The 20081-nt window shown below is 37.2% G+C and carries 19 protein-coding genes; 11 read left to right on the top strand and 8 right to left on the bottom strand.

Features of this window, described 5'->3' with window-relative positions; translation table 11 throughout:
- The first annotated feature begins 41 nt into the window (after positions 1–41).
- On the top strand, positions 42–1091 hold the full coding sequence (locus tag AC1RJ8_RS13085; protein ID WP_492953980.1) for an HNH endonuclease domain-containing protein: 1050 nt from the start codon (positions 42–44) through the stop codon (positions 1089–1091).
- A 907-nt stretch (positions 1092–1998) separates the two neighbouring features.
- Here AC1RJ8_RS13085 and AC1RJ8_RS13080 read toward each other — a convergent pair.
- The 6 genes from AC1RJ8_RS13080 to AC1RJ8_RS13055 all read right to left on the bottom strand — a co-directional run bounded on the left by AC1RJ8_RS13080 (position 1999) and on the right by AC1RJ8_RS13055 (position 7877).
- Positions 1999–2652 carry a hypothetical protein gene (locus AC1RJ8_RS13080; RefSeq protein ID WP_492953981.1) on the bottom strand — a complete coding sequence of 218 codons (654 nt, stop codon included), beginning with the start codon at positions 2650–2652 and terminating at the stop codon, positions 1999–2001.
- Complete coding sequence (locus AC1RJ8_RS13075) at positions 2633–4504, bottom strand: NACHT domain-containing protein (protein ID WP_492953982.1); 1872 nt, start codon at positions 4502–4504, stop codon at positions 2633–2635. Before AC1RJ8_RS13075 ends, AC1RJ8_RS13080 begins: the two co-directional genes overlap by 20 nt.
- A gap of 152 nt (positions 4505–4656) precedes the next feature.
- Positions 4657–4980, bottom strand: coding sequence for a hypothetical protein (locus AC1RJ8_RS13070; protein WP_492953983.1), 324 nt, complete (start codon positions 4978–4980; stop codon positions 4657–4659).
- A 169-nt stretch (positions 4981–5149) separates the two neighbouring features.
- Entirely contained in the window at positions 5150–6223 is a 1074-nt protein-coding gene (locus tag AC1RJ8_RS13065; RefSeq protein ID WP_492953984.1) for a PD-(D/E)XK nuclease family protein, read from the bottom strand.
- 351 nt (positions 6224–6574) lie between these two features.
- The gene (locus AC1RJ8_RS13060) at positions 6575–7624 is read right to left on the bottom strand and encodes a glycoside hydrolase family 130 protein (protein WP_492953985.1); all 1050 of its coding nucleotides are present in this window, start codon (positions 7622–7624) and stop codon (positions 6575–6577) included.
- A 67-nt stretch (positions 7625–7691) separates the two neighbouring features.
- On the bottom strand, positions 7692–7877 hold the full coding sequence (locus tag AC1RJ8_RS13055) for a CsbD family protein (RefSeq protein ID WP_029276197.1): 186 nt from the start codon (positions 7875–7877) through the stop codon (positions 7692–7694).
- Between the two features lie 200 nt (positions 7878–8077).
- Between AC1RJ8_RS13055 and AC1RJ8_RS13050 the strand changes: the two genes are divergently transcribed.
- Both AC1RJ8_RS13050 and AC1RJ8_RS13045 read left to right on the top strand, forming a co-directional pair.
- Complete coding sequence (locus AC1RJ8_RS13050; protein WP_492953986.1) at positions 8078–11167, top strand: SusC/RagA family TonB-linked outer membrane protein; 3090 nt, start codon at positions 8078–8080, stop codon at positions 11165–11167.
- A gap of 16 nt (positions 11168–11183) precedes the next feature.
- Positions 11184–12563 (top strand): RagB/SusD family nutrient uptake outer membrane protein, encoded by a 1380-nt coding sequence (locus AC1RJ8_RS13045; RefSeq protein WP_492953987.1) that lies wholly within the window; start codon positions 11184–11186, stop codon positions 12561–12563.
- Positions 12564–12625: 62 nt separating this feature from the next.
- On the opposite strand, the gene acs is transcribed toward AC1RJ8_RS13045, so the two are convergent.
- Positions 12626–14521: an acetate--CoA ligase gene (gene acs, locus AC1RJ8_RS13040; protein ID WP_492953988.1), complete on the bottom strand. Its 1896-nt coding sequence runs from the start codon at positions 14519–14521 to the stop codon at positions 12626–12628.
- A gap of 301 nt (positions 14522–14822) precedes the next feature.
- Here acs and rpmB point away from each other — a divergent pair, with 301 nt between their 5' ends.
- The 8 genes from rpmB (at position 14823) to rimO (ending at position 19111) form a co-directional block, all read left to right on the top strand.
- On the top strand, positions 14823–15056 hold the full coding sequence (gene rpmB, locus AC1RJ8_RS13035; protein ID WP_025145121.1) for a 50S ribosomal protein L28: 234 nt from the start codon (positions 14823–14825) through the stop codon (positions 15054–15056).
- A 44-nt stretch (positions 15057–15100) separates the two neighbouring features.
- A complete protein-coding gene (gene rpmG, locus AC1RJ8_RS13030) occupies positions 15101–15283 on the top strand; it encodes a 50S ribosomal protein L33 (protein WP_010599807.1) in 183 nt (60 codons plus the stop codon).
- Between the two features lie 83 nt (positions 15284–15366).
- Complete coding sequence (locus AC1RJ8_RS13025) at positions 15367–15522, top strand: DUF4295 domain-containing protein (protein ID WP_010599808.1); 156 nt, start codon at positions 15367–15369, stop codon at positions 15520–15522.
- A 118-nt stretch (positions 15523–15640) separates the two neighbouring features.
- Positions 15641–15868 (top strand): hypothetical protein, encoded by a 228-nt coding sequence (locus AC1RJ8_RS13020; RefSeq protein ID WP_492953989.1) that lies wholly within the window; start codon positions 15641–15643, stop codon positions 15866–15868.
- Complete coding sequence (locus AC1RJ8_RS13015; RefSeq protein WP_426325902.1) at positions 15869–16285, top strand: type II toxin-antitoxin system VapC family toxin; 417 nt, start codon at positions 15869–15871, stop codon at positions 16283–16285. It begins immediately after the preceding gene.
- Positions 16285–17247, top strand: a complete 963-nt coding sequence (ftsY, locus tag AC1RJ8_RS13010; protein WP_029276206.1) for a signal recognition particle-docking protein FtsY — start codon at positions 16285–16287, stop codon at positions 17245–17247. Before AC1RJ8_RS13015 ends, ftsY begins: the two co-directional genes overlap by 1 nt.
- Positions 17248–17312: 65 nt before the next feature.
- The gene (locus AC1RJ8_RS13005) at positions 17313–17687 is read left to right on the top strand and encodes a GxxExxY protein (RefSeq protein ID WP_477610094.1); all 375 of its coding nucleotides are present in this window, start codon (positions 17313–17315) and stop codon (positions 17685–17687) included.
- Between the two features lie 92 nt (positions 17688–17779).
- On the top strand, positions 17780–19111 hold the full coding sequence (gene rimO / locus AC1RJ8_RS13000) for a 30S ribosomal protein S12 methylthiotransferase RimO (protein WP_492953990.1): 1332 nt from the start codon (positions 17780–17782) through the stop codon (positions 19109–19111).
- A gap of 76 nt (positions 19112–19187) precedes the next feature.
- Here rimO and AC1RJ8_RS12995 read toward each other — a convergent pair whose 3' ends face one another.
- Positions 19188–19532: a hypothetical protein gene (locus tag AC1RJ8_RS12995; RefSeq protein WP_492953991.1), complete on the bottom strand. Its 345-nt coding sequence runs from the start codon at positions 19530–19532 to the stop codon at positions 19188–19190.
- Between the last annotated feature and the right edge of the window lie 549 nt (positions 19533–20081).

Raw genomic sequence — 20081 nt, 5'->3', positions numbered from 1 at the left:
AAAGTTGGTCAATATTTAATCATAATGTATATTGCAGCTGGATGATCCCTTCTCACGAGCACTTACCTGTAAACCTTTTAACAGCCAGTTTTAACAATACGGCTGCGGCTTATAAATTTTATTGGTTTCTATCTATTTTAGATGAGGTAGAAAATGGTCATTATCATATTCCTAAACAAAGGATATTTGTGGGGATGGTTGCCGCTAGCTGGTACACCATCAACTATTTTCACATTAGTTTCGGCAAACAGGACCAGTTGCACGATAAAGTGAAAGAAATTGCAGCCGTTGAAGGGATTAGTATCGATGAAGATCGAAACAAGATTAAACAACGCTTGAACAATAGTAACCTATTGGCTACATACAAGTTATTATGGCATTTTGATAAACAGGTTCCCCACCGTTTTTTAAGTCCATGGTTTCCATTCATTGCAGAAAACCGAAGTGCCACCTACCAGGCATCACAAGCTTTTGAAAATGATTGTCTTTATGCGGTTGATCAAATGCATATTACCATTAATCCAATCTGGATTGATTACCTCAGTAGGAATTCAGGGATTTTAAAAAGCTTTTGTTACTGGAAACTAAGTTTGTATTTGCAGAAACACAATCCCAATGTACCAGATATTCCGAACAAGTTAATTAAGCCTGCAAAAAGAAACAGCTTGGTAAAACAGCGCAAGGTGTGGGATATTGTAATTGAAGAGTTAGGCGGCGTAGATTGCATCTACACAAACCAAAAACTATACAAAAATGGTTTTGCAGTAGAGCATTTTATTCCCTATGCTTTTGTTTCGCATGATCTGCTCTGGAATTTGATACCTGCAACCCCCTCATTTAACAGTTCGAAATCGGATAAGCTACCCCGGATGGATATTTACTTTGATGCTTTTTATCACTTGCAGAAAACTGCCATCGAAATAATTAAATATAAAATGCCTAAAGAAAAGCTACTAGAAGATTACCTGAGCATTTTTCCTAATTTGGAAAGCGTGAAGGAATTACCAGATGAGTATAAGCTTAAGTTTAAAACAACCATTGAGCCCTTAATTACGATTGCAAGAAATAATGGGTTTGAGTATATGGTTTAATGAATATGTAATTTCGCCATAGTGAGGAGAAAAGGTTGTTAATTATTTTCATTGGACCAAATAACTACTTCGCTAATATATTCAGTGATAACGAAGGGGAGCCGCTTCTGTTCAATGGATTACCAATGTAACATAAAAATATAGTCCCAAATCACATGAAGGACAAATTTCATGTTTACTTCTAAATCTGTGGTTTAATAAAACAGCTGCAGCATAAAAACAACACTGATAATCAATTTATTACAGAGATTTTCACGTTTTTGTCTCCTGTGGGCGCATACTTATAGGTAAGTAGTCAAAGCTTCTTCAATACCCTCTAAATCAACAAAACATTAATAATGAATCGATTACGTAATAATATTTTCGATTCAAATCTCAAAACGACCTATCGTTTACTCTCACTTTTTACTTAATATGTTCGTTTCAGGAGCAAGAGCGGCTTTTTAGCTGTCCTTTTGAATACTGGTGAAACCACTGAACTTCGCTTTACAATGAATTAACCGCGACTACATAATATTTAGCGTATGCGAATAAGAAATATCACTTTCCAGCAATTTATCCTTCCTGCTATCATAAGCGGCATTTTTAGTCTCTTGGTCTGCCTGTTGACGATGTGGTTGTCTAAAAGTGAAAATGAGCTAGTGAGCAGAGAAATAACAGAAACCAAAAACAGAGATGGGTCGGTCACCAAAAGACATATGAAATCTATAAATAATCGATTGAAAGCTGTGGTTTAATTCTATTATTAAAAACTTTGTAAGTAGCTAAACTTCTTGCTTAAACTTAAATGTCAAAAACCGATTCCCAATCAATTAACCCTGACTTCTCTTACCAAAACGCGTAACTATGAAAAATAGCAAACATATTGGAAGATTAAAAAGCAGCATTTTCAATGCATTTCGAAATTCTATATTGCTTCATCTTTAATACCCATAGTTTCTTTAAACTGCATTTCTAACGTCAATAGGATCGTATCTATTTGGTCAACTATTTCAGTCTTAAGTGCTTTTAACTCCTCTAGAAAATCTGGGCAATCATTAACGTCTACCCCATCAAATATTCCTCTTTCGATACCCGTTAAGTATTCAATCTCATCCTCAATAACGGTTATTAATTTTTTGCACAACGCCAAAAAATCCAATGAATTTGAATATATCTTTCTGCTTAGGAACAACTTCTCCTTCTTTAACAATGCAGTTATATCATCGTTTGAAGATTTTAATCTTTGGAAATCAATGCCTCTAAGACTTGTATTTCCAACTAAGATAGTATATAATGATTCTTTTAAAATTACAAATTTGGTATAAAGATCTTTTATGATAAGCGCCTTTTCTTCATACAGCTTGGAAAAAACTAAATTAGCTTTAGACTTTTCTATATCCAGAGCTAGCTTGGCAGTTTCTAATTCCAAATGCCGCTTCTGTTTGTATAGTTCTAAATTACTTTTTAGGAACTGATCTAAAAATTTTTTAACTAAATATACGATTGCTGAAAAAACAGTTGCACTGCCAATAGCCACGCCGCCAATGGTGCTTAAAATATTATGAAGGTCGTTTAGCATTTTTTAAATGTTGATATTGTGTGTAAGAAATTGTTAATCTGTTTGGCAGTCTATAGTTGGTTGCTAGTGTTATAGAATTTCTTCTAAAATAAAAATGATTTGTCTCTGTAACGCTCAGTACCGTGTTTTCTTCTAGGGTATAGTATTTCGTCAAAAGAGGTAATGAACACCATTTCCTTACCAGAGCGTGGGGAGCCAATCTAAAATCATAGTCAATAAGAATTGAATTGATCATCAGAACACATATTGAGGTGATTGCAGTCTCAGGAAAATCAGGCTTTTCAAGAACGAGCCTTGAGCATAATTTACTGAAGAACATAGCGTACTCCTTAATTAACTGTTTGGCATGTACTTGCTTAGTCCTTGACATGGCCCCGATATCACCAGATCCAATTTTTTCTATCACAGAACTCAACTGATCGAATAAGAGCGATTGAAAGTATAATACGGGAGAAGAGCAGAGTGAAATAGTCAGCGCGAGCTCATTAGGAAGTTTCAGAAGTAAGTTTACATCTGTTGGAATATTTGGGAGCCTCATTAAATGTTCAGCAGTTAAATATTCCTGCGTCGATTTATGGGTAAACTCGTATTGATCTTGCCCAACACTAATAATAATGCCTGTATGGGTTTCAATCTCTTTTATAACATTTTTGAGATCTTCTCGAGGTAGACCGAAATTTTTATAAATACCATTATAGATATCAATCAGTTGAGATTTTGTAAATATAGTTTTCTCGAATTTCACAGTTAATGAGAATGCAAAATTCGCTAAAAATTCAAATTTTCTGTCTTGTTCGAAATTCTGGTATTTCGAATCTCTAGTGATTTGACGCTGTTCATCCCACTCTTCAATTAATAGTGACACTACCTTTCGATGCACCGTCTTAGGTTTTTCGGGTATTCGGCCAATTCTTTCGTAAATTGCACATAAGTGTGATAAGGTTAACGGCCTGATTAATGCATCGTAATAAGGCGAGTTCCCAATTTGTTTAAGAAAATGGTCTGAAGTTTTCTGATCCGGTAGCCAGTTCCTTGCAAATTCCTTTAGCTGAATATGGTCAAGAGGACAAATTTCTAACACTGTCGAATTTTGTAATTCTAGTTGATAGTCGCTTCCTCTTGATGTTAAAACGAATTTTGATGTCTTTAAACTCTGCGCTAAAGATTTTAACTCTCGGTTTATATTTTTTTGAGCGTTTAGCGGAACTTCATCATATCCATCTATAATTAAAAGAATTTTATTAGTATTAAGAAAAAGAGAAAAGAAGCGAGAATATAAATCGAAATCTTCCCAAAAGTGGGTTTTCATAATTTTGGTGACTGTTTTTCTCACAGATTCTTCTGTAATGACATTAGTATCTTGATAGATTTCAATATTAATATTTAACTGTTTTGATAGGAAGTTAAATATTGAATAATCATAATCTTTTAGTTCTCTTAGTTTGACCAGTAGCGGAAAGGAAAACTTAGAAGTTAATTCTTGATTTGTAAACATCTGAAAAATTCTTTTCATTGATGTTGTTTTTCCTGCACCTGGTTGCCCTAAAATTATTATATTAGTCTGTATTCTCTGAAATGTGTCTAAAAAAGATCTTTTATGAGTTTTCTCAGAAACATCAACTTGTTGGCTAACAGGTGTCAGGTATAAGTCAAGGTCAACGTATGTTCTTGAAACTGTTTTAGACTCTTTTAGTCCATTAAATAGTATTTGGTTGGACCAGTCCGTTATATTCTCATTGTAAATTTTAAAACTGGAGGCGAAATCCGAATATTCCCAATTGAGATTTACAACCTTACTATTAAATTTATCTTTGATGTAAATAAAGTTTTTTTGTAGATCATCATGTTTCATAATTTGATATTGTTAAGCGCGAAATTTTTTCAATTTTTAAACCTATTCTACAAGCAATAAAAAGACAAGTGCTATCAAATGATCACATATACCTATCCTTAAATTCTATAGTTTATATATTTCCTGAGGGTTCTATAAACCATTAATACACGCTAAAGTGGATCTTCTTCAAACCTCCCACTATTTTTTAAATGGACGTTTGCATAATGCACAGCATTTATTAGTGCAATATTAATCTCCGCATTCATCTGTATGCCAGCTAAAGGATATTGCAGTTCAAGCTTCGGCTGTCCATCGTGAGCAGTAATTATTACGAAGACAGTAAATTTGTTCACCTTGTAAACTAGCCCTAATGTGTTAAAGGCGCCGAACAAATTGGGATAATATTCTATCCGTTGAAACGTATAGCTTACATGTAAAGCCAACTGGCTATCGATCAGTTTGATAATTTCTTTTGAGGTATAAGTGTTTTGCATTTTATAATGTTAATTAGTTTTAGAAATAGTTATTGGCAGCATCATAACCCAATGGGTTACTCGGTTAAATAATCTTAGAAAGATATTGTTCAGCATTCATTTAAAAATTAATGCTACTCAACAAAGATTAAAGTTTTTGCAATATTCTGACAAGCAACCGTATAAGCACTTACAATTCCTTTAGCTTATCCACCAAAAAGCTCGTCATCTTTTCAGCATTCGCAATCTCAGCATTGATAAAATCCTTTAGGGCAGATGGTTCCATCTTCCAGTAGTTGATATTAAGCTTTTTGGAAACTGAAACGTAGGCTTTTGACTTCGGCTTATTCAGTTTGCTGTAACCGTGCAAGTTTCCGGCCCTTAAAAGTTCCATCAACGGAACCGCATCCTCTATCCATTCCTTTTTGGAAGTCACATACCCCTCGCCAAATATGGCAAATGCGAACTTAATATTATCCTGCTGCAGCTGCAGAATAGTGGAATATTCACGTTTTTTATATAGAATACCAAATCTTATCGGAAAATCTATAAGTGCATCTCCCCTGGTATCGGAAACAAAGGCAATATGCGTATCGATCTGTTCAGAAAGTCCGTGTAAAAAACATTTCTGGAGAATAGTCTCAAGCTGATTTGATGCAATGAACCGCTCATTAGATGTAGCGTAGACAAAATCGATCTTATCAATTTTTTTCTTCTTGCCATCCATAAAGACCATATCATACTCATGTGGTCTACTGATAAAATCGTTCACACACGAAGTCAGCCGATAAAGAAAGACAAGGTATTCTTTCACAATAACTGTGTGGTTTTCATTTTCGCTCAGCGGAAGTTTCTGCAATTGTTCATACATCTGGTAATAGGACATTCTCATCCAGTTCACATCATTGGATTTTTCCCCTGTCAGGGTCAAAAAATAAAATCGCTTTGGAACCTGAGGAAACTTGTGATCACAATATTCTTTGTACTTGATAAGCTGGTTTGAATGCTGTGAGGATTTAAGTTTATTTTCAATTACAATGATTTCATTACTGGTTTGGATCAGAATGTCGATACCGCTTACTTCCGTATGTACTCTTAATATTTTACTTTCAGGGCCTGTTTTGAACAAAGCCATAAGCAACTTATGCTTGCTATTAGAATTAACGGCCAGACAGTCGGCTGAAAACATCCAGGCAAAAAACTGAGAGTGAATCCTTTCGACATCAGATATGCCAAGGTATTCGAAAAAAGATTTATTGTGCATTGAGAGCGTATAGGACTATTTGTTTATGTTACGCAAGTTATTCAAAAAAATCAATTTTTCTTAAAGAAGAATTGATTAGCAATCGTTTTGTCAGTGTAAATTTCCAGAACCAATTCACAATAGTGCATTAATGAATTTTAATTAACAGGGAATTGTCTCGTTCAAACCAGTCAAAGAAATTAGGGACGCCATTAGACCCCAGCATTGACGTGGTGAAACCGTTGGTTACCGTGGCGAAATACACATTAAGCTATTAATTCATTACAACAAACTACAGAAAAACCAAATCGTGTCTTGGTGGTAAAAAGCAAAAAACTTCCGTGTTAATCTGTGCTTCCGTGGCAAAAAGAACTAGATATATTTCAGTGCCTCCAAAATTTCCTTCACCGAAAACTTAGCCCCACAAACAAACTCATCAGCGGCGCCATAATAAATTGTTAATTCATCTTCGTTAACGATATGGCCGTTTGTAAATACGACTTCACCAAAAAAACCATGCAGTTCGTAATCTGCTGTTGGTACCATAATCGGTTCTTCGGTTCTGGCCAGTACTTTCGATGGGTCATTTAAATCCATTAGAAAGGCGCCTAAACAATATTGATGTTTTCCGTTTGCCCCGTGATAGATTTCGAGCCATCCTGCTGCGGTTTTTATGGGCGCTGCCCCGGCGCCAACACGTGCACTATCCCAGTGGTTAGGCCTGGTTTTAATGATACATTTGTGTTTGCCCCAATGGATTCCATCGGGAGATTCGGCCAGCCAGATATAATTACCACCCAAGGCTACACTACTAGGCCGGTGTAAGGCGTAAAATTTACCGTTAACGCGTTCTTCAAATATGGCGCAGTCTTTATTGTGCGGCGGGATAATCATGCCGTGTTTCTCAAAGCTTTTCCAATCTTTTGTTGTTCTTAAGCCAACCCCTACCCCATGGGCAGATACCGAAGTAAAGGTTAAATAGTAGGTTTTATCAATTAAGGATACACGGCAATCTTCAATACCAAAAGTTTCATCTTCTCCCTCACCCTGTAATAAAGGATAACCGGCCGGTTGATAAAAATGCACGCCATCATCACTGCAAACCAACCTTAAATGCGATAATGTGGTTAAATAATCAGCACCTTTGTAATTAATTACCCTTGGATCGGTCGCGTTTAGATATGGGTCATTTTCTTCGATCGCTAGAATTTCTATTCCATGTTTCTTTAAAATAGGAAAAGAGATTATACCCTCTGTTTGTTCGGGCCTTTCGGCTACACGGATCAATAGCCAAATTTTTCCTTCAAACTTAAAAACGCCTGGGTTTAGCAGACAAACAATTTCCAGACCGTCCCTACTGGGTGCGAGATCTTTTGGAGATAATATTGGGTTTTGAATAAACCGTTGTGCAATATCGGCCATAAAAAATGATGTTAAAGCAAACAGGCGACCAAAATTGGCCGCCTGTATCTTATTAATTAAACTGAGATTATAATGAATTGATCCATTTTACAAGCTCATCTCTTCCCTTGCCTGTTTTTTGCTGCAGTTTCCCCAACAATTCATCGTCTTGCCCTTCTTCGTGTTTTAAATCATCGTCAGTTAAATCGGCATAAGCTTGTTTAACCTTTCCTTTTATTTCATTCCACTTTCCTTTTAATTCTAACTTATCCATGCTCGTATTTTTTTGATTTAAACAATGTAATTTCTAAATCTATTAACAGTTTTCGCTGCTCTTTGTTTTGATTTAAGCACATTAGACCAAAGAATGGTCTGATTTTATCCTGATACAGATGGTTTTTCACATATTTTTAGTTAAATTAAGAGTATCATTTCTATGAATGAATAAACATTATTAACTAAACTACCAATTTGATGAAAAAACTACTCTTAAGTATGCTTTTGTATCTCGTTGCAATTTCGTTTGCTTTCGCACAAGGCAAAGTGATTACCGGGAAAGTTACGTCAACCTCTGGACCAATTCCGGGCGTTAGCGTATTTGTAAAAGGCTCACCTGCTAACGGCACACAGAGTGATGCCTCGGGCGCCTTTAAATTAACCGTTTCGGATGAGGCTAAAACACTTGTTTTTAGCTTTATCGGTTACAAAACCAAAGAAGTGCCTATTACAGGGCAAAGCATCAATGTAAACCTTGATGAGGAAAACAATACGCTATCGGATGTGGTGGTGGTGGGTTACGGTACACAGAATAAGCGGGACGTGACCGGATCTGTGGCCTCTGTTAAATCTAAAGACCTGGAAAACTTACCCGTAACAAGTTTTGAACAGGCCTTACAAGGAAAAGCGGCAGGTGTTCAGATTGCCGCTCAAAATGGAAAATTAGGGCAGGGAATAACGGTAAGGGTTAGGGGCGCTGCCTCCGTAACTGCCGGTAGCGAGCCACTTTACATCGTTGATGGAATACCCATTACTTCGGGAGATTTTTCAAGTACTACTGCCCCTACGAGTGCTTTGGCGGATATAAACACCAATGATATCGAATCTATAGAAGTATTAAAGGATGCATCAGCATCGGCAATTTATGGCGCCAGAGCTTCAAACGGTGTGGTATTGATCACCACCAAACAGGGTAAGGCGGGCAAAACACTTATCCAGTTTAATGCACTGGGTGGAGTAAGCTCCCCCTCTAACCATAGGGATTTTTTAAATGCAGAACAATACGTTCAAATAGAGCGCAGAGCTGGGCAGGGCCAGGCGAATCAGGATTTTCTCAATGGAGATTATGCAACCCTGCAAGAAGCATTAGATGATTATAGCGCAAGTGTAGAAGCGCGTTTAAACCGCTATTCAGCTGGCAACAACGATTATCAAACATACAAGGTAAATTCTAACTGGGAAGCTGCTTCTTTTCAGGACAAACCGGTTACGCAACAATACGACCTTAATTTAACAGGTGGAAATGAAAAAACGAAGTTCTACATCGGCGGGCAGGCGCTGGATCAAGAGGGAATTGTGATAGGCAACAGTTATAAACGCTACAGCGGCCGGCTAAACCTAACCAATAAAGTAACTGATTTTTTAGAAGTAGGTGTTAACCTTAATTTTTCAAATAGTATTAACAACAGGTTATCAAACGATAATGCTTTTTCAAGTCCTTTGCAATCTGTAGCACTTTCGCCTATTACGCCTTTTATAGACCCAAGATCGGGTTTAATAAGTGGGAGTTTACCTGGAGCAGCTTCAAATTATCCGGTGTACTACAATCCATTCATTAGTGTAGATAATGCTTTTTACAAAGCAACAGTGTACCGGACAATTGGCAAAGCTTTTGCGAATATAAACCTTGCTAAGGGATTAAAATTCAGCACTGATTTTTCTATTGATAACTTAAATCAAAACGAAGAAAGTTATTATGGTTCATTAACTTTTAGGAATACGGGCACTTCGAATGGGTACGGGCAAAATATTTCAACTTTTGTAATTAATGCCAACACCAATAATTTCTTCAGTTATAATACAACTATCGGAAAAAGTGCTTTTGATGTTATTTTGGGTACAAGTTATCAAAAATCAACCACCAAGTACAGCACCATTGAAGGACAGGATTTCCCAAGTGATTCTTACATTAAATTAGGTTCTGCTGCAACAAAAGTGATTGCAACCAGTAATGAAGGCGCTTTTAGCTTTCTGTCTTATTTCTTTAGGGCCAATTATAAATACAACGACCGTTATTTAGTGGGTTTTAGTGTAAGGGCTGATGGTTCATCACGTTTTGGAGCCAATAACAGATATGGGTATTTTCCGGCAGGTTCGGTGGCCTGGATTGCATCTGAAGAAGATTTCTTAAAACAAAGCGAAACCATCAGTTTATTAAAATTTAGGGCAAGTTATGGCTTAACAGGTAATGCCGAAATTGGTAATTATTCTGCCCGTGGTTTATTTGCTGGAACAGGCGCATATGGTGGTTTGCCCGGGCAAACTCCTTCGCGGATAGCCAATCCGGATTTAACATGGGAAAAAACGAAGCAACTCGATATCGGCTTTGATTTTGGTATTTTAAAGAACAGAATTACAGGAATTTTTGATTTCTATCAAAAAAATACCACCGATTTATTATTGGATGTGCCTATCCCGCAAACAACAGGTTTCTCTACTAAAACCCAAAATTTAGGTTCGCTAAAAAATACCGGGTTTGAATTGGGGATCAATACCGAAAATTTTGTAGGCGCATTTAAATGGTCAACAGCAATAACGGGAGCAATTAACAACAATAAGATTACAAATTTAGGAGGGCAGATTTTAAATAGCAATGAAATAAATGCGGCTATTTCAGGGCAACCGATCGGCGTATTTTACATTCCGGAATATGCCGGGGTAAATCCGGCTAATGGTGATGCGATTTATTACAAAAACACAGTTGATGCAAACGGCAATGTAGACAGGAGTACAACAAATAACATTAACGATGCACAACGGATTTTTGCAGGCAACCCTAATCCTAAATATACGTTCGGCTTAAACAACACGTTTTCGTACAAGAATTTCGATTTAGGTATATTTTTCCAAGGTGTAAAAGGCAATAAAATTTTCAATGCCGGCGGCCAGTATATGAGCGCAAATGCATCAAACGGTTATGATAACCAAACTGCAGATCAAATGAGTTACTGGGATAAACCGGGTGATATTACATCTGTTCCAGAGCCCCGTCTGTTTGCAGGAAACGGTATCGGAAACTCAACAAGATATTTATCTGACGGTTCTTATGTCCGCTTAAAAACATTAACGCTTGGCTATACTTTTCCAGTTTCGGTATTAACCAAAATTAAATTAAGCAAATTAAGGTTATATGCTACAGCGCAAAACCTGCTTACCATAACGGGTTACAAAGGATGGGACCCGGAGGTTAATGCAGATTATCAATCCACAAACATTAATCAGGGCGTAGATTTTTACTCAGCACCACAACCACGGGTAATTTCATTTGGTATTAACATTGGCCTGTAATTAAAAAAGAATCAAAATGAAAAAGACATATATAAATAATATCATATTTGCTTGCCTGTTTTTGATGGCTTTATCATCATGCAAAAAGGCACTAGATGTAAATCCTGTTGATACCATTGAGCAAAAAAATGCTTTGCTTACCTCTAAAGATGTTGAAGGAGCGCTAATTGGAGCCTATTCAGATCTTGGCAGCCGTAATTTTTTCGGTGGCCGTTCGTTTTTGATAGCTGATTTCTTAGCGAATACCGATGCCATTGAATGGTTCGGCACATATGAAGAACTAACGCAGGCAATAAACAAGTCGTTACTAAAAACAAATACTTTTGTTGATAACGTTTGGGCATCAGGCTATACCGCAATTAATGATGCCAATAATGTTATTGCAGCTATAGATAAAGTAGATGCTGCTAAAAAGAGCAGGGTTGAAGGTGAAGCCAAATTTATTAGGGGTGCAGCCTATTTTGAGTTGGTTAGGTTATTTGGAAAAGCCTACAACGATGGTTCGGCAAGTACAAACCTGGGGGTACCGATCGTATTAAGCCCGACTAACATTGTAAACGAATCAAGTTATGTAAGCAGGGCTACAGTAGCGGCGGTTTATAATCAGGCCATAGCTGATTTAACCGATGCTGAAGCTAAATTACCTGCAACTAATAGTTTCTTTGCCACTAAATCTTCGGCTGCAGCAATGTTAGCCAGGTTGTATTTACAAATGGGCAATTATAGTGCTGCCGCTTCTGCCGCAAACCGGGTAATTACTTCAGGAAATTATCAGTTAACAGGGGCCTACCTTGATGCTTTTCCTAAAATGCCAGAAAGTGGAAAACCTGCAAAACCCGGAGAAAATTCGACAGAAGATGTTTTCGCTATGCAGGTAACAACTTTAACCGGATTTAACGGTTTTAATGAATTTTATGGTTCATCAACATTTGGTGGCCGCGGAGATGCTGTAATTTCGCAAGATTGGATTGACGCAACTTATAGCACAGGCGACGATAGGGCTAATGCCTTTTACGATGATGACGATATTTTTACGGCGAAATTTGGAAATCAATTCGGAAATGTTCCCGTAATCAGGCTTGCAGAAATGTATTTAATCAGAGCAGAATGCAATGTTCGCTTAGCTCCGGCTGCTCCTATTGGAGGTGTTACACCACTACAGGATTTAAGCACCGTTAGAAGCAGGGCTGGCTTAACAACACTAACCGCTACCCTGGCAAATATTCTAAATGAAAGAAAACTGGAATTTGCTTTTGAAGGCTTTTCATTACATGATGCAAAAAGAACGCAAACCAATATTGGTAGCTTACCCTGGAATTCTACCAGATTAGTTTTCCCAATTCCACAAAGGGAAATTGATGCCAACAAAAACCTAGTTCAAAACCCAGGTTATTAAAACAACATATTAACAAAAATGCCCCGAAATTTCGGGGCATTTTTGTATCTGGCACTTAGGATTTAAAGTTTCTTCGCGGCCGATATTATCTCTTCTACCACTCCCGGATCAAGCAGCGTAGAAGTATCGCCTAAATTACTGGTATCTCCTTCGGCAATTTTGCGCAGAATTCTACGCATAATTTTGCCCGAACGCGTTTTTGGCAAACCAGAAACAAACAATATTTTATCAGGCTTGGCTATCGCACCAATTACACGGGTAACTGTTTGTAAGATATCTCTTTTAGACAATTCTGCCTCGCCATGCATTTCAGGGTAGATTACAAAAGCGTAAATGCCCTGACCTTTTACATCGTGCGGATAACCCACAACTGCACTTTCTACCACACCAGCGTGCATGTTAATCGCATTTTCTACCTCTGCGGTACCAATTCTATGTCCAGAAACATTTAATACATCATCCACACGACCTGTGATCCGATAATAACCATCTTCATCACGTAAACAGCCGTCGCCAGTAAAATATAAATTCTCGTAAGTAGAGAAATAAGTCTGTTTGCAGCGTTCGTGATCGCCATAAGTTGTACGCAACATGCCCGGCCAAGGGAATTTGATACAAAGATTTCCCATCACCCCATTTCCTTCAATTTCATTACCATTTTCGTCTACCAAAATCGGTTGGATACCCGGCAATGGCAGCGTAGCAAAACTAGGTTTGGTTGGTGTTACCGTAGCAATAGGCGAAATCATAATGCCTCCTGTTTCCGTTTGCCACCAGGTATCAACAATAGGCGCTTTACCGTGTCCGATTTTCTCATCGAACCAATGCCATGCTTCTTCGTTAATCGGCTCTCCTACCGAGCCTAAAACGCGGATTGAGCTTAAATCTTTGCCGTTTAATGGCTCTTCTCCATAACTCATTAATGAGCGGATGGCCGTTGGAGCAGTATATAAGGTATTTACTTTATGTTTTTCTACAATATCCCAAAAGCGAGAAGGCGTTGGGTATGTTGGGATTCCTTCGAACAATACAGATGTTGCCCCTTGTGAAAGCGGTCCGTAAACAATATAAGAGTGACCGGTAATCCAGCCAATATCGGCTGTACAGAAATAAACTTCGCCAGGCTGATAATTAAATACATTCGAAAAAGTATAACCCGCATAAACCATATAACCACCACAGGTATGCACCACACCTTTAGGTTTTCCGGTAGAACCAGAAGTATAAAGGATAAAGAGCATATCCTCTGCATCCATTTCTTCTGCTTCACAAATATCATTTACGTGTTTAACCTCATCTTCCCACCACACATCCCTGCCTTTCAACATCGAAACAGGTGTACGGATATGGGTTAACACGATACATTTTTCAACAGTTGGGCAACCAATTAAGGCATCGTCAATTACATCTTTTAAAGGAATCTGTTTGTTGCCACGATAAGAACCATCAGCCGTAATCACCACTTTACATTGCGAATCGTTAATCCTGTCGGCAATAGATTTAGCAGAAAATCCACCAAAAATAACGGAGTGAACGGCACCAATCCTGGCACAGGCCAAAACAGCAATAGCCAGTTCGGGCACCATAGGCATATAGATACAAATACGGTCGCCTTTTTTTGCGCCGTTACGTTTTAAAACGTTGGCAAAACGGCAAACGCGTTCGTGCAACATTTTATAGGTATAAGTAACACTTTCTTCTTCAGGATTATTAGGTTCCCAAACAATAGCAGGTTTATCGCCATTGGTAGCCAAGTGCCGATCTAAACAATTTTCGGTAATATTAAGTTTAGCGCCTTCGAACCACTTGATATTTGGTTCGTTGAAGTTCCAGGATAATACTTTGAACCAAGGCTTACGCCATTGAAAGTTTTGCGCTACTTCGCCCCAAAACTGCTCAGGGTTTTCTACGCTTTTCTTATAATCTTCTTCGTATTGCTTAAAAGATGTAATTTGCATTGCTCGTTTCTATATTTTGGATTAGTGGGGCTAATTTAAATAAATAATAATAAGGAAAAATAGTCTAATCGTATCAAAATGAATATCAAACGTTTGATCAGAAATATTTATTTTAAATAGATGTTGCATATGAAGTATTTAATATTCGTGATGAACAAACACTGCATAAACCTTTTCAGCCTATAAATATTAATTACAAAAAATATTTAGCTGTACTATTGCTGTTTACAATTATTATTCAGATATTTGCACACTCTTAAAAAAATTAAGCGGACGATATTAACAACTATATTTACAAGTCATGTCAAGAGTTTGTGATTTAACAGGAAAAAAAGCAATGGTAGGTAACAACGTTTCTCACTCAAACGTTAAAACCAAACGCAAATTTTACCCAAACCTACAACTTCAGAAATTTTATATTCCTGAAGAAAACCGTTGGATTACGTTGAAAGTTTCTACTTCAGCGATTAAAACCATCAATAAAGTGGGTATTAGCGAAGCAATTAACCGTTTCGTAAAAAAAGGATTTTTGTAAAAAACATTAACTGTTGAGATTAACAGTTTTCAATTTATATTAAAATGGCAAAAAAAGGTAACAGAGTTCAGGTTATTTTAGAATGTACTGAACATAAAGAAAGTGGCATGCCAGGTATGTCTAGATATATTTCTACCAAAAACCGTAAAAACACTACTGAGAGATTAGAATTGAAAAAATTCAATCCGGTATTGAGAAAAGTAACCGTACACAAAGAGATTAAATAAGGCTGAAGGTAAAAGGCTTAAGGTTGAGGGGTTAACCGCTCATTCAATCCTTCTATCATTCAATCATTTAAAATTATAAGAACATGGCAAAGAAAGTAGTTGCAACCCTTAAAACAGGTACAGGTAAAGAATATTCGAAAGTAATTACAATGGTAAAATCACCAAAAACCGGTGCTTACTCATTCAAAGAACTTATCGTACACAACGACCACGTAAAAGATGCTATTGCATCTAAATAAGGTTAATATTTTTTAATATTAAAAATATTAAAGGCCGTTCCGTTTTAACCGGAAGGGCTTTTTTTGTTAGTGAAAATTACGTTAGGAAAAATTGATTATCTTTGAAAAAAGCACAACCATGGAAGCGTATAAGTTTAAAGCAAAAGTTTCTGAAAACGGAACTATTGTTGTTCCTGACGGATTTGATATAAAAAATAAAGAAGTTGAAGTGATTATTTTGGATGAAGTGATTCAAAATGTGCCAAAAAAAAAGATGAAAGATTTTCTTGACAAATTTTCGGGAGTATTGGAGGGAATTGATCCAGATAAGGCTAAATACGACTATCTTATGGACAAGCATAAGTAAATGAACATTCTATTTGACACCAATATTTTTATAGATATAAGTCTTAAAAGGCATCCTTTCTTTGAGGATTCTTTCAAGGCACTGAACAAAGTTGATGACATAAATATAAATGGATTCATTTTGGCCTCAACTTTTACTGATATATATTACATCTGCAAAAAAAATATAGGTCACGCCAAAACAATAGATATTCTTCTTACGCTTATAAGTACGATAAATATTCTTGGCATTAATAAAGATACGATCATCTTCGCAATCCACTCTAATTTTTCAGATTTTGAAGATGCAGTACAAAATGCTGCTGCAGAACTAAATCAGATTGATCTTATTATAACCAGGAATACAAAGGATTTCACAGGCAGTAAAATACCGGCACAAACACCTACCGATTTCTTAAAAAAACATAAAAATAACTAATGGGTTTATTCGATTTTTTCAAAAAGAAAGAAACTGCACCTGAAGCTCAGGAAGCGCTGGATAAAGGTTTAGAGAAAACTAAAGACGGTTTCTTTAATAAAATTACCAAAGCTGTAGCAGGAAAATCTTCTGTTGATGATGAAGTACTCGATAATCTGGAAGAAGTTTTGGTAACTTCTGATGTAGGCGTAAGTACTACATTAAAAATTATCAAACGTATTGAAGAACGTGTTGCCAAAGATAAATATCTAAACACTTCTGAGCTTAACTTTATTCTCCGCGACGAGATCCAGTTGCTTTTATCTGAAAACAACAGTAACGATTTTCGCCAGTTCGAATACGGCGATCATAAACCTTATGTAATTATGGTGGTTGGCGTAAATGGTGTGGGTAAAACCACGACCATCGGAAAGCTGGCCCATAAACTTAAGGAATCGGGACTTAAGGTAGTATTAGGTGCGGCCGATACCTTTAGAGCTGCGGCCGTTGACCAGATTAAACTCTGGGGCGAACGTGTTGGCGTGAGGGTTGTGGCACAGGCCATGGGTTCTGATCCTGCTTCAGTTGCGTTCGATACCTTACAATCGGCTGTTGCTAACAACGAAGATGTAGTGATTATTGATACTGCCGGACGTTTACACAACAAAATCGGTTTGATGAACGAGTTGGGTAAAATTAAACAGGTGATGCAAAAGGTAGTGCCAGGTGCACCGCACGAAATTTTATTGGTATTGGATGCCTCGACCGGACAAAATGCCTTTGAACAGTGCAAACAGTTTACCGAAGCTACTGATGTTAATGCATTGGCCATTACAAAATTAGACGGAACGGCAAAAGGCGGTGTCGTAATCGGAATTTCAGATCAGTTCAGGATTCCTGTTAAATATATTGGTGTAGGAGAAAAAATTGGCGACTTACAGCTTTTTGATAAGAAAGAGTTTGTGAACAGTTTGTTTAAGTAACACTTCGTGGTTGATTCCACCGATTTAAGTGATTACGCCGATTAGTGCATTTCATAGATTTATATATGATCGAATATGAAAAAGACACCTTAACACAAACCATTATAGGCTGTTGCTATGAAGTTCATAATCAGTTAGGCCCAGGCTTTTTGGAGAAAATCTATGTGAATGCCTTAAAGATTAAACTCCAACAGGCAGGTTTAAATTACGTCGCAGAAAAAGAATTTAATGTTGTATTTGAGCATATAATTATTGGAAAATTTAGATGCGACCTCTTTGTTGAGGATAAAGTAATTGTAGAATTAAAATCAGTAACAGGGTACCAACCTAAGTTGTTTCAAAGTCAACTTATATCATACTTAAAAGCCAGCAAAATTAAAACAGGATTATTGATTAACTTTGGCAACACAAGTTGCGAAGTAAAACGGTTATCTGTTTAGCAAAAAAACAGAGGCAATTATCTCATAATCAATTAATCGATAAAAAAGATTATCGCCTAAATCATTTGATAATCGGTGAAATCACATATAATATGAATACCAAAATAGTAAGAAGTAAAAGCGCAATTAAACAACCCAAGATTAATGTAATTACATTAGGTTGTTCAAAAAACATATACGATTCGGAAGTATTGATGGGCCAGCTGCGTGGCAACAACTTAAATGTTGTGCACGAATCAGACAAGATGGGCAAAGATGATATCGTTGTAATTAACACCTGCGGTTTTATCGATAATGCTAAACAAGAATCAATCGATACCATTCTACAGTTCAGCGAACTAAAGGAAGCCGGTAAAATTGGCAAAGTAGTGGTTACAGGTTGTTTATCAGAACGCTACAAACCCGAACTGGAATCAGAAATTACCAATGTTGATGCCTTTTTCGGCACTAACGATTTACAAAATATATTACATGAGTTGGGTGCGAATTACAAGCACGAACTGATTGGCGAGCGTTTGCTAACCACCCCTTCTCATTTCGCTTATTTCAAAATTGCTGAAGGCTGTAACCGTCCTTGCTCTTTTTGTGCCATCCCTTTAATGCGTGGCAAACACTTGAGCAAACCAATGGAAGAATTGGTTAACGAGGCTAAAATACTAGCTAAAAACGGCACAAAAGAACTGATTTTAATTGCTCAGGACCTTACCTATTACGGGTTAGACCTTTATGGCGTGCGCAAGTTAGATGAGTTGATGCGTCGTTTATCGGATGTTCCCGGAATCGAATGGATCCGTTTGCAATACGCTTACCCTTCGGGCTTCCCAATGGAAATTTTAGATGCCATGAACGAGCGCGATAATATCTGCAAATACCTGGATATGCCATTACAGCACATTACAGACAATATGCTAAAATCGATGCGCCGTGGTACCACCAAACAAAAAACCATCGATTTAGTGAACCAAATTAGAGATAAGGTACCAAACATCGCCATGCGTACTACTTTAATTTGTGGCTACCCTGGTGAAACCGAACACGATTTTGAAGAAATGAAGGAATGGGTTGCCGAAACCAAATTCGATCGTTTGGGTTGCTTTACCTATTCGCATGAAGAAAAAACACATGCACATACCTTAGTTGATGATATTCCGGACGAAGTAAAACAACAACGTGTAGATGATATTATGGAAATTCAACAGGGCATTTCGTTCGATATTAATCAAGAAAAAGTAGGCAAAACCTTCAAGGTGCTCATAGATAAAAAAGAAGGTGATTTCTTTGTTGGAAGAACCGAATTTGACTCGCCCGAGGTTGATAACGAAGTTTTAATTGATGCAGCTACAGGTTATGCCGCTAACGGAAGCTTTGTAAATGTGAAAATCGACAGGGCCGAAGATTTCGACCTGTACGGAACGATAGTATAAAACAAACCTCAGTATTGCCTATAAAGGAGAAGTCCGGTTTTGAAAACTGGACTTCTCTATGATCGTATATTTACTATTATTTCTTATCTACAGGTCTGTTTTTAATCTGACTAGGTTTTAACCAGATTTTAGCCCCTTTCGAGTTTACATAATATTTTTCATTTTTTGCATTAATATAAACATCAGATCCATCTGGTGCCATTTTACCTTTCCAGGTTTTATCAGCAACTTTCGAACTGCCTTTTACTGCTACTTCGGCAGTTTTATTACCTACAGATTTAGCACCTTTACTAATTGCTTTTCCGGTATGATCTAATGCTTTACCAACTTCAGTTTTTTTCTTTTCCTGAGCATTTACGGTTAAGGCTGCACCTCCAAATAAGGCCAGCGTTAATAAACCCATTACTAATTTTCTTTTCATGACAGCTATATTTTTATTTAGAGAATAACAGTTGATTATAAGATTTGTTTTATTTCTGTTACACTATAAATAAAATGCGTATCCTTCGACTACGCTCAGGGTGACACCGAGGCTAAAAAGATGCCTGTATTTCTTGCACAGTCCTTCGTTCAATAAACCTTATTGAAGCGGTTATCCTTTTTGTTGTACCCACACAAATATCCCTCACTAACCATCACAAAAAGATAATAGCGAAAAGAAGGACTGCCCGAACCGAAAAGCACCAAACCTGCTTTTCAAAAGATTTAAATTGTTTTTTTTTGGAGCGCAAGGTTCGGAGCAACGATTAAAGTTTGTTCCCGTTCTCCGCTGTATCCTTTCGCTGCGCTTTAGGGATGCCGCTGCGCCCGGGGCTAAATATCATGGTCCTGCAAGGAAACATGAAGCTCGCGACAAATTTAAGTAGAGCGGTTGCCAGTCTGTCCAAAGGACTCCTGTGGAGAGCGTAGTCGAAGACTTCCGGAGCCTGATAAATTAAATGGATACCCTCTGACTACGCTACCATTGACA

This window comes from Pedobacter sp. GW822-FHT03F06 (assembly GCF_058801365.1).
The sequence above is the reverse complement of the archived record's forward strand: the minus strand, read 5'-3'. Positions and strand labels throughout refer to the sequence as shown.

Excerpts from the sequence above, each read along its gene's own strand:
- AC1RJ8_RS13015 (WP_426325902.1), top strand. The coding sequence starts at position 15,869 with ATGAACATTCTATTTGACACCAATATTTTTATAGATATAAGTCTTAAA.
- AC1RJ8_RS12995 (WP_492953991.1), bottom strand. The coding sequence starts at position 19,532 with ATGAAAAGAAAATTAGTAATGGGTTTATTAACGCTGGCCTTATTTGGA.
- AC1RJ8_RS13060 (WP_492953985.1), bottom strand. The coding sequence starts at position 7,624 with ATGGCCGATATTGCACAACGGTTTATTCAAAACCCAATATTATCTCCA.
- ftsY (WP_029276206.1), top strand. The coding sequence starts at position 16,285 with ATGGGTTTATTCGATTTTTTCAAAAAGAAAGAAACTGCACCTGAAGCT.
- AC1RJ8_RS13075 (WP_492953982.1), bottom strand. The coding sequence starts at position 4,504 with ATGAAACATGATGATCTACAAAAAAACTTTATTTACATCAAAGATAAA.
- AC1RJ8_RS13050 (WP_492953986.1), top strand. The coding sequence starts at position 8,078 with ATGAAAAAACTACTCTTAAGTATGCTTTTGTATCTCGTTGCAATTTCG.
- acs (WP_492953988.1), bottom strand. The coding sequence starts at position 14,521 with ATGCAAATTACATCTTTTAAGCAATACGAAGAAGATTATAAGAAAAGC.
- AC1RJ8_RS13070 (WP_492953983.1), bottom strand. The coding sequence starts at position 4,980 with ATGCAAAACACTTATACCTCAAAAGAAATTATCAAACTGATCGATAGC.
- AC1RJ8_RS13065 (WP_492953984.1), bottom strand. The coding sequence starts at position 6,223 with ATGCACAATAAATCTTTTTTCGAATACCTTGGCATATCTGATGTCGAA.
- AC1RJ8_RS13080 (WP_492953981.1), bottom strand. The coding sequence starts at position 2,652 with ATGCTAAACGACCTTCATAATATTTTAAGCACCATTGGCGGCGTGGCT.
- AC1RJ8_RS13025 (WP_010599808.1), top strand. The coding sequence starts at position 15,367 with ATGGCAAAGAAAGTAGTTGCAACCCTTAAAACAGGTACAGGTAAAGAA.
- rimO (WP_492953990.1), top strand. The coding sequence starts at position 17,780 with ATGAATACCAAAATAGTAAGAAGTAAAAGCGCAATTAAACAACCCAAG.
- AC1RJ8_RS13005 (WP_477610094.1), top strand. The coding sequence starts at position 17,313 with ATGATCGAATATGAAAAAGACACCTTAACACAAACCATTATAGGCTGT.
- AC1RJ8_RS13020 (WP_492953989.1), top strand. The coding sequence starts at position 15,641 with ATGGAAGCGTATAAGTTTAAAGCAAAAGTTTCTGAAAACGGAACTATT.
- AC1RJ8_RS13085 (WP_492953980.1), top strand. The coding sequence starts at position 42 with ATGATCCCTTCTCACGAGCACTTACCTGTAAACCTTTTAACAGCCAGT.
- rpmB (WP_025145121.1), top strand. The coding sequence starts at position 14,823 with ATGTCAAGAGTTTGTGATTTAACAGGAAAAAAAGCAATGGTAGGTAAC.
- rpmG (WP_010599807.1), top strand. The coding sequence starts at position 15,101 with ATGGCAAAAAAAGGTAACAGAGTTCAGGTTATTTTAGAATGTACTGAA.
- AC1RJ8_RS13055 (WP_029276197.1), bottom strand. The coding sequence starts at position 7,877 with ATGGATAAGTTAGAATTAAAAGGAAAGTGGAATGAAATAAAAGGAAAG.
- AC1RJ8_RS13045 (WP_492953987.1), top strand. The coding sequence starts at position 11,184 with ATGAAAAAGACATATATAAATAATATCATATTTGCTTGCCTGTTTTTG.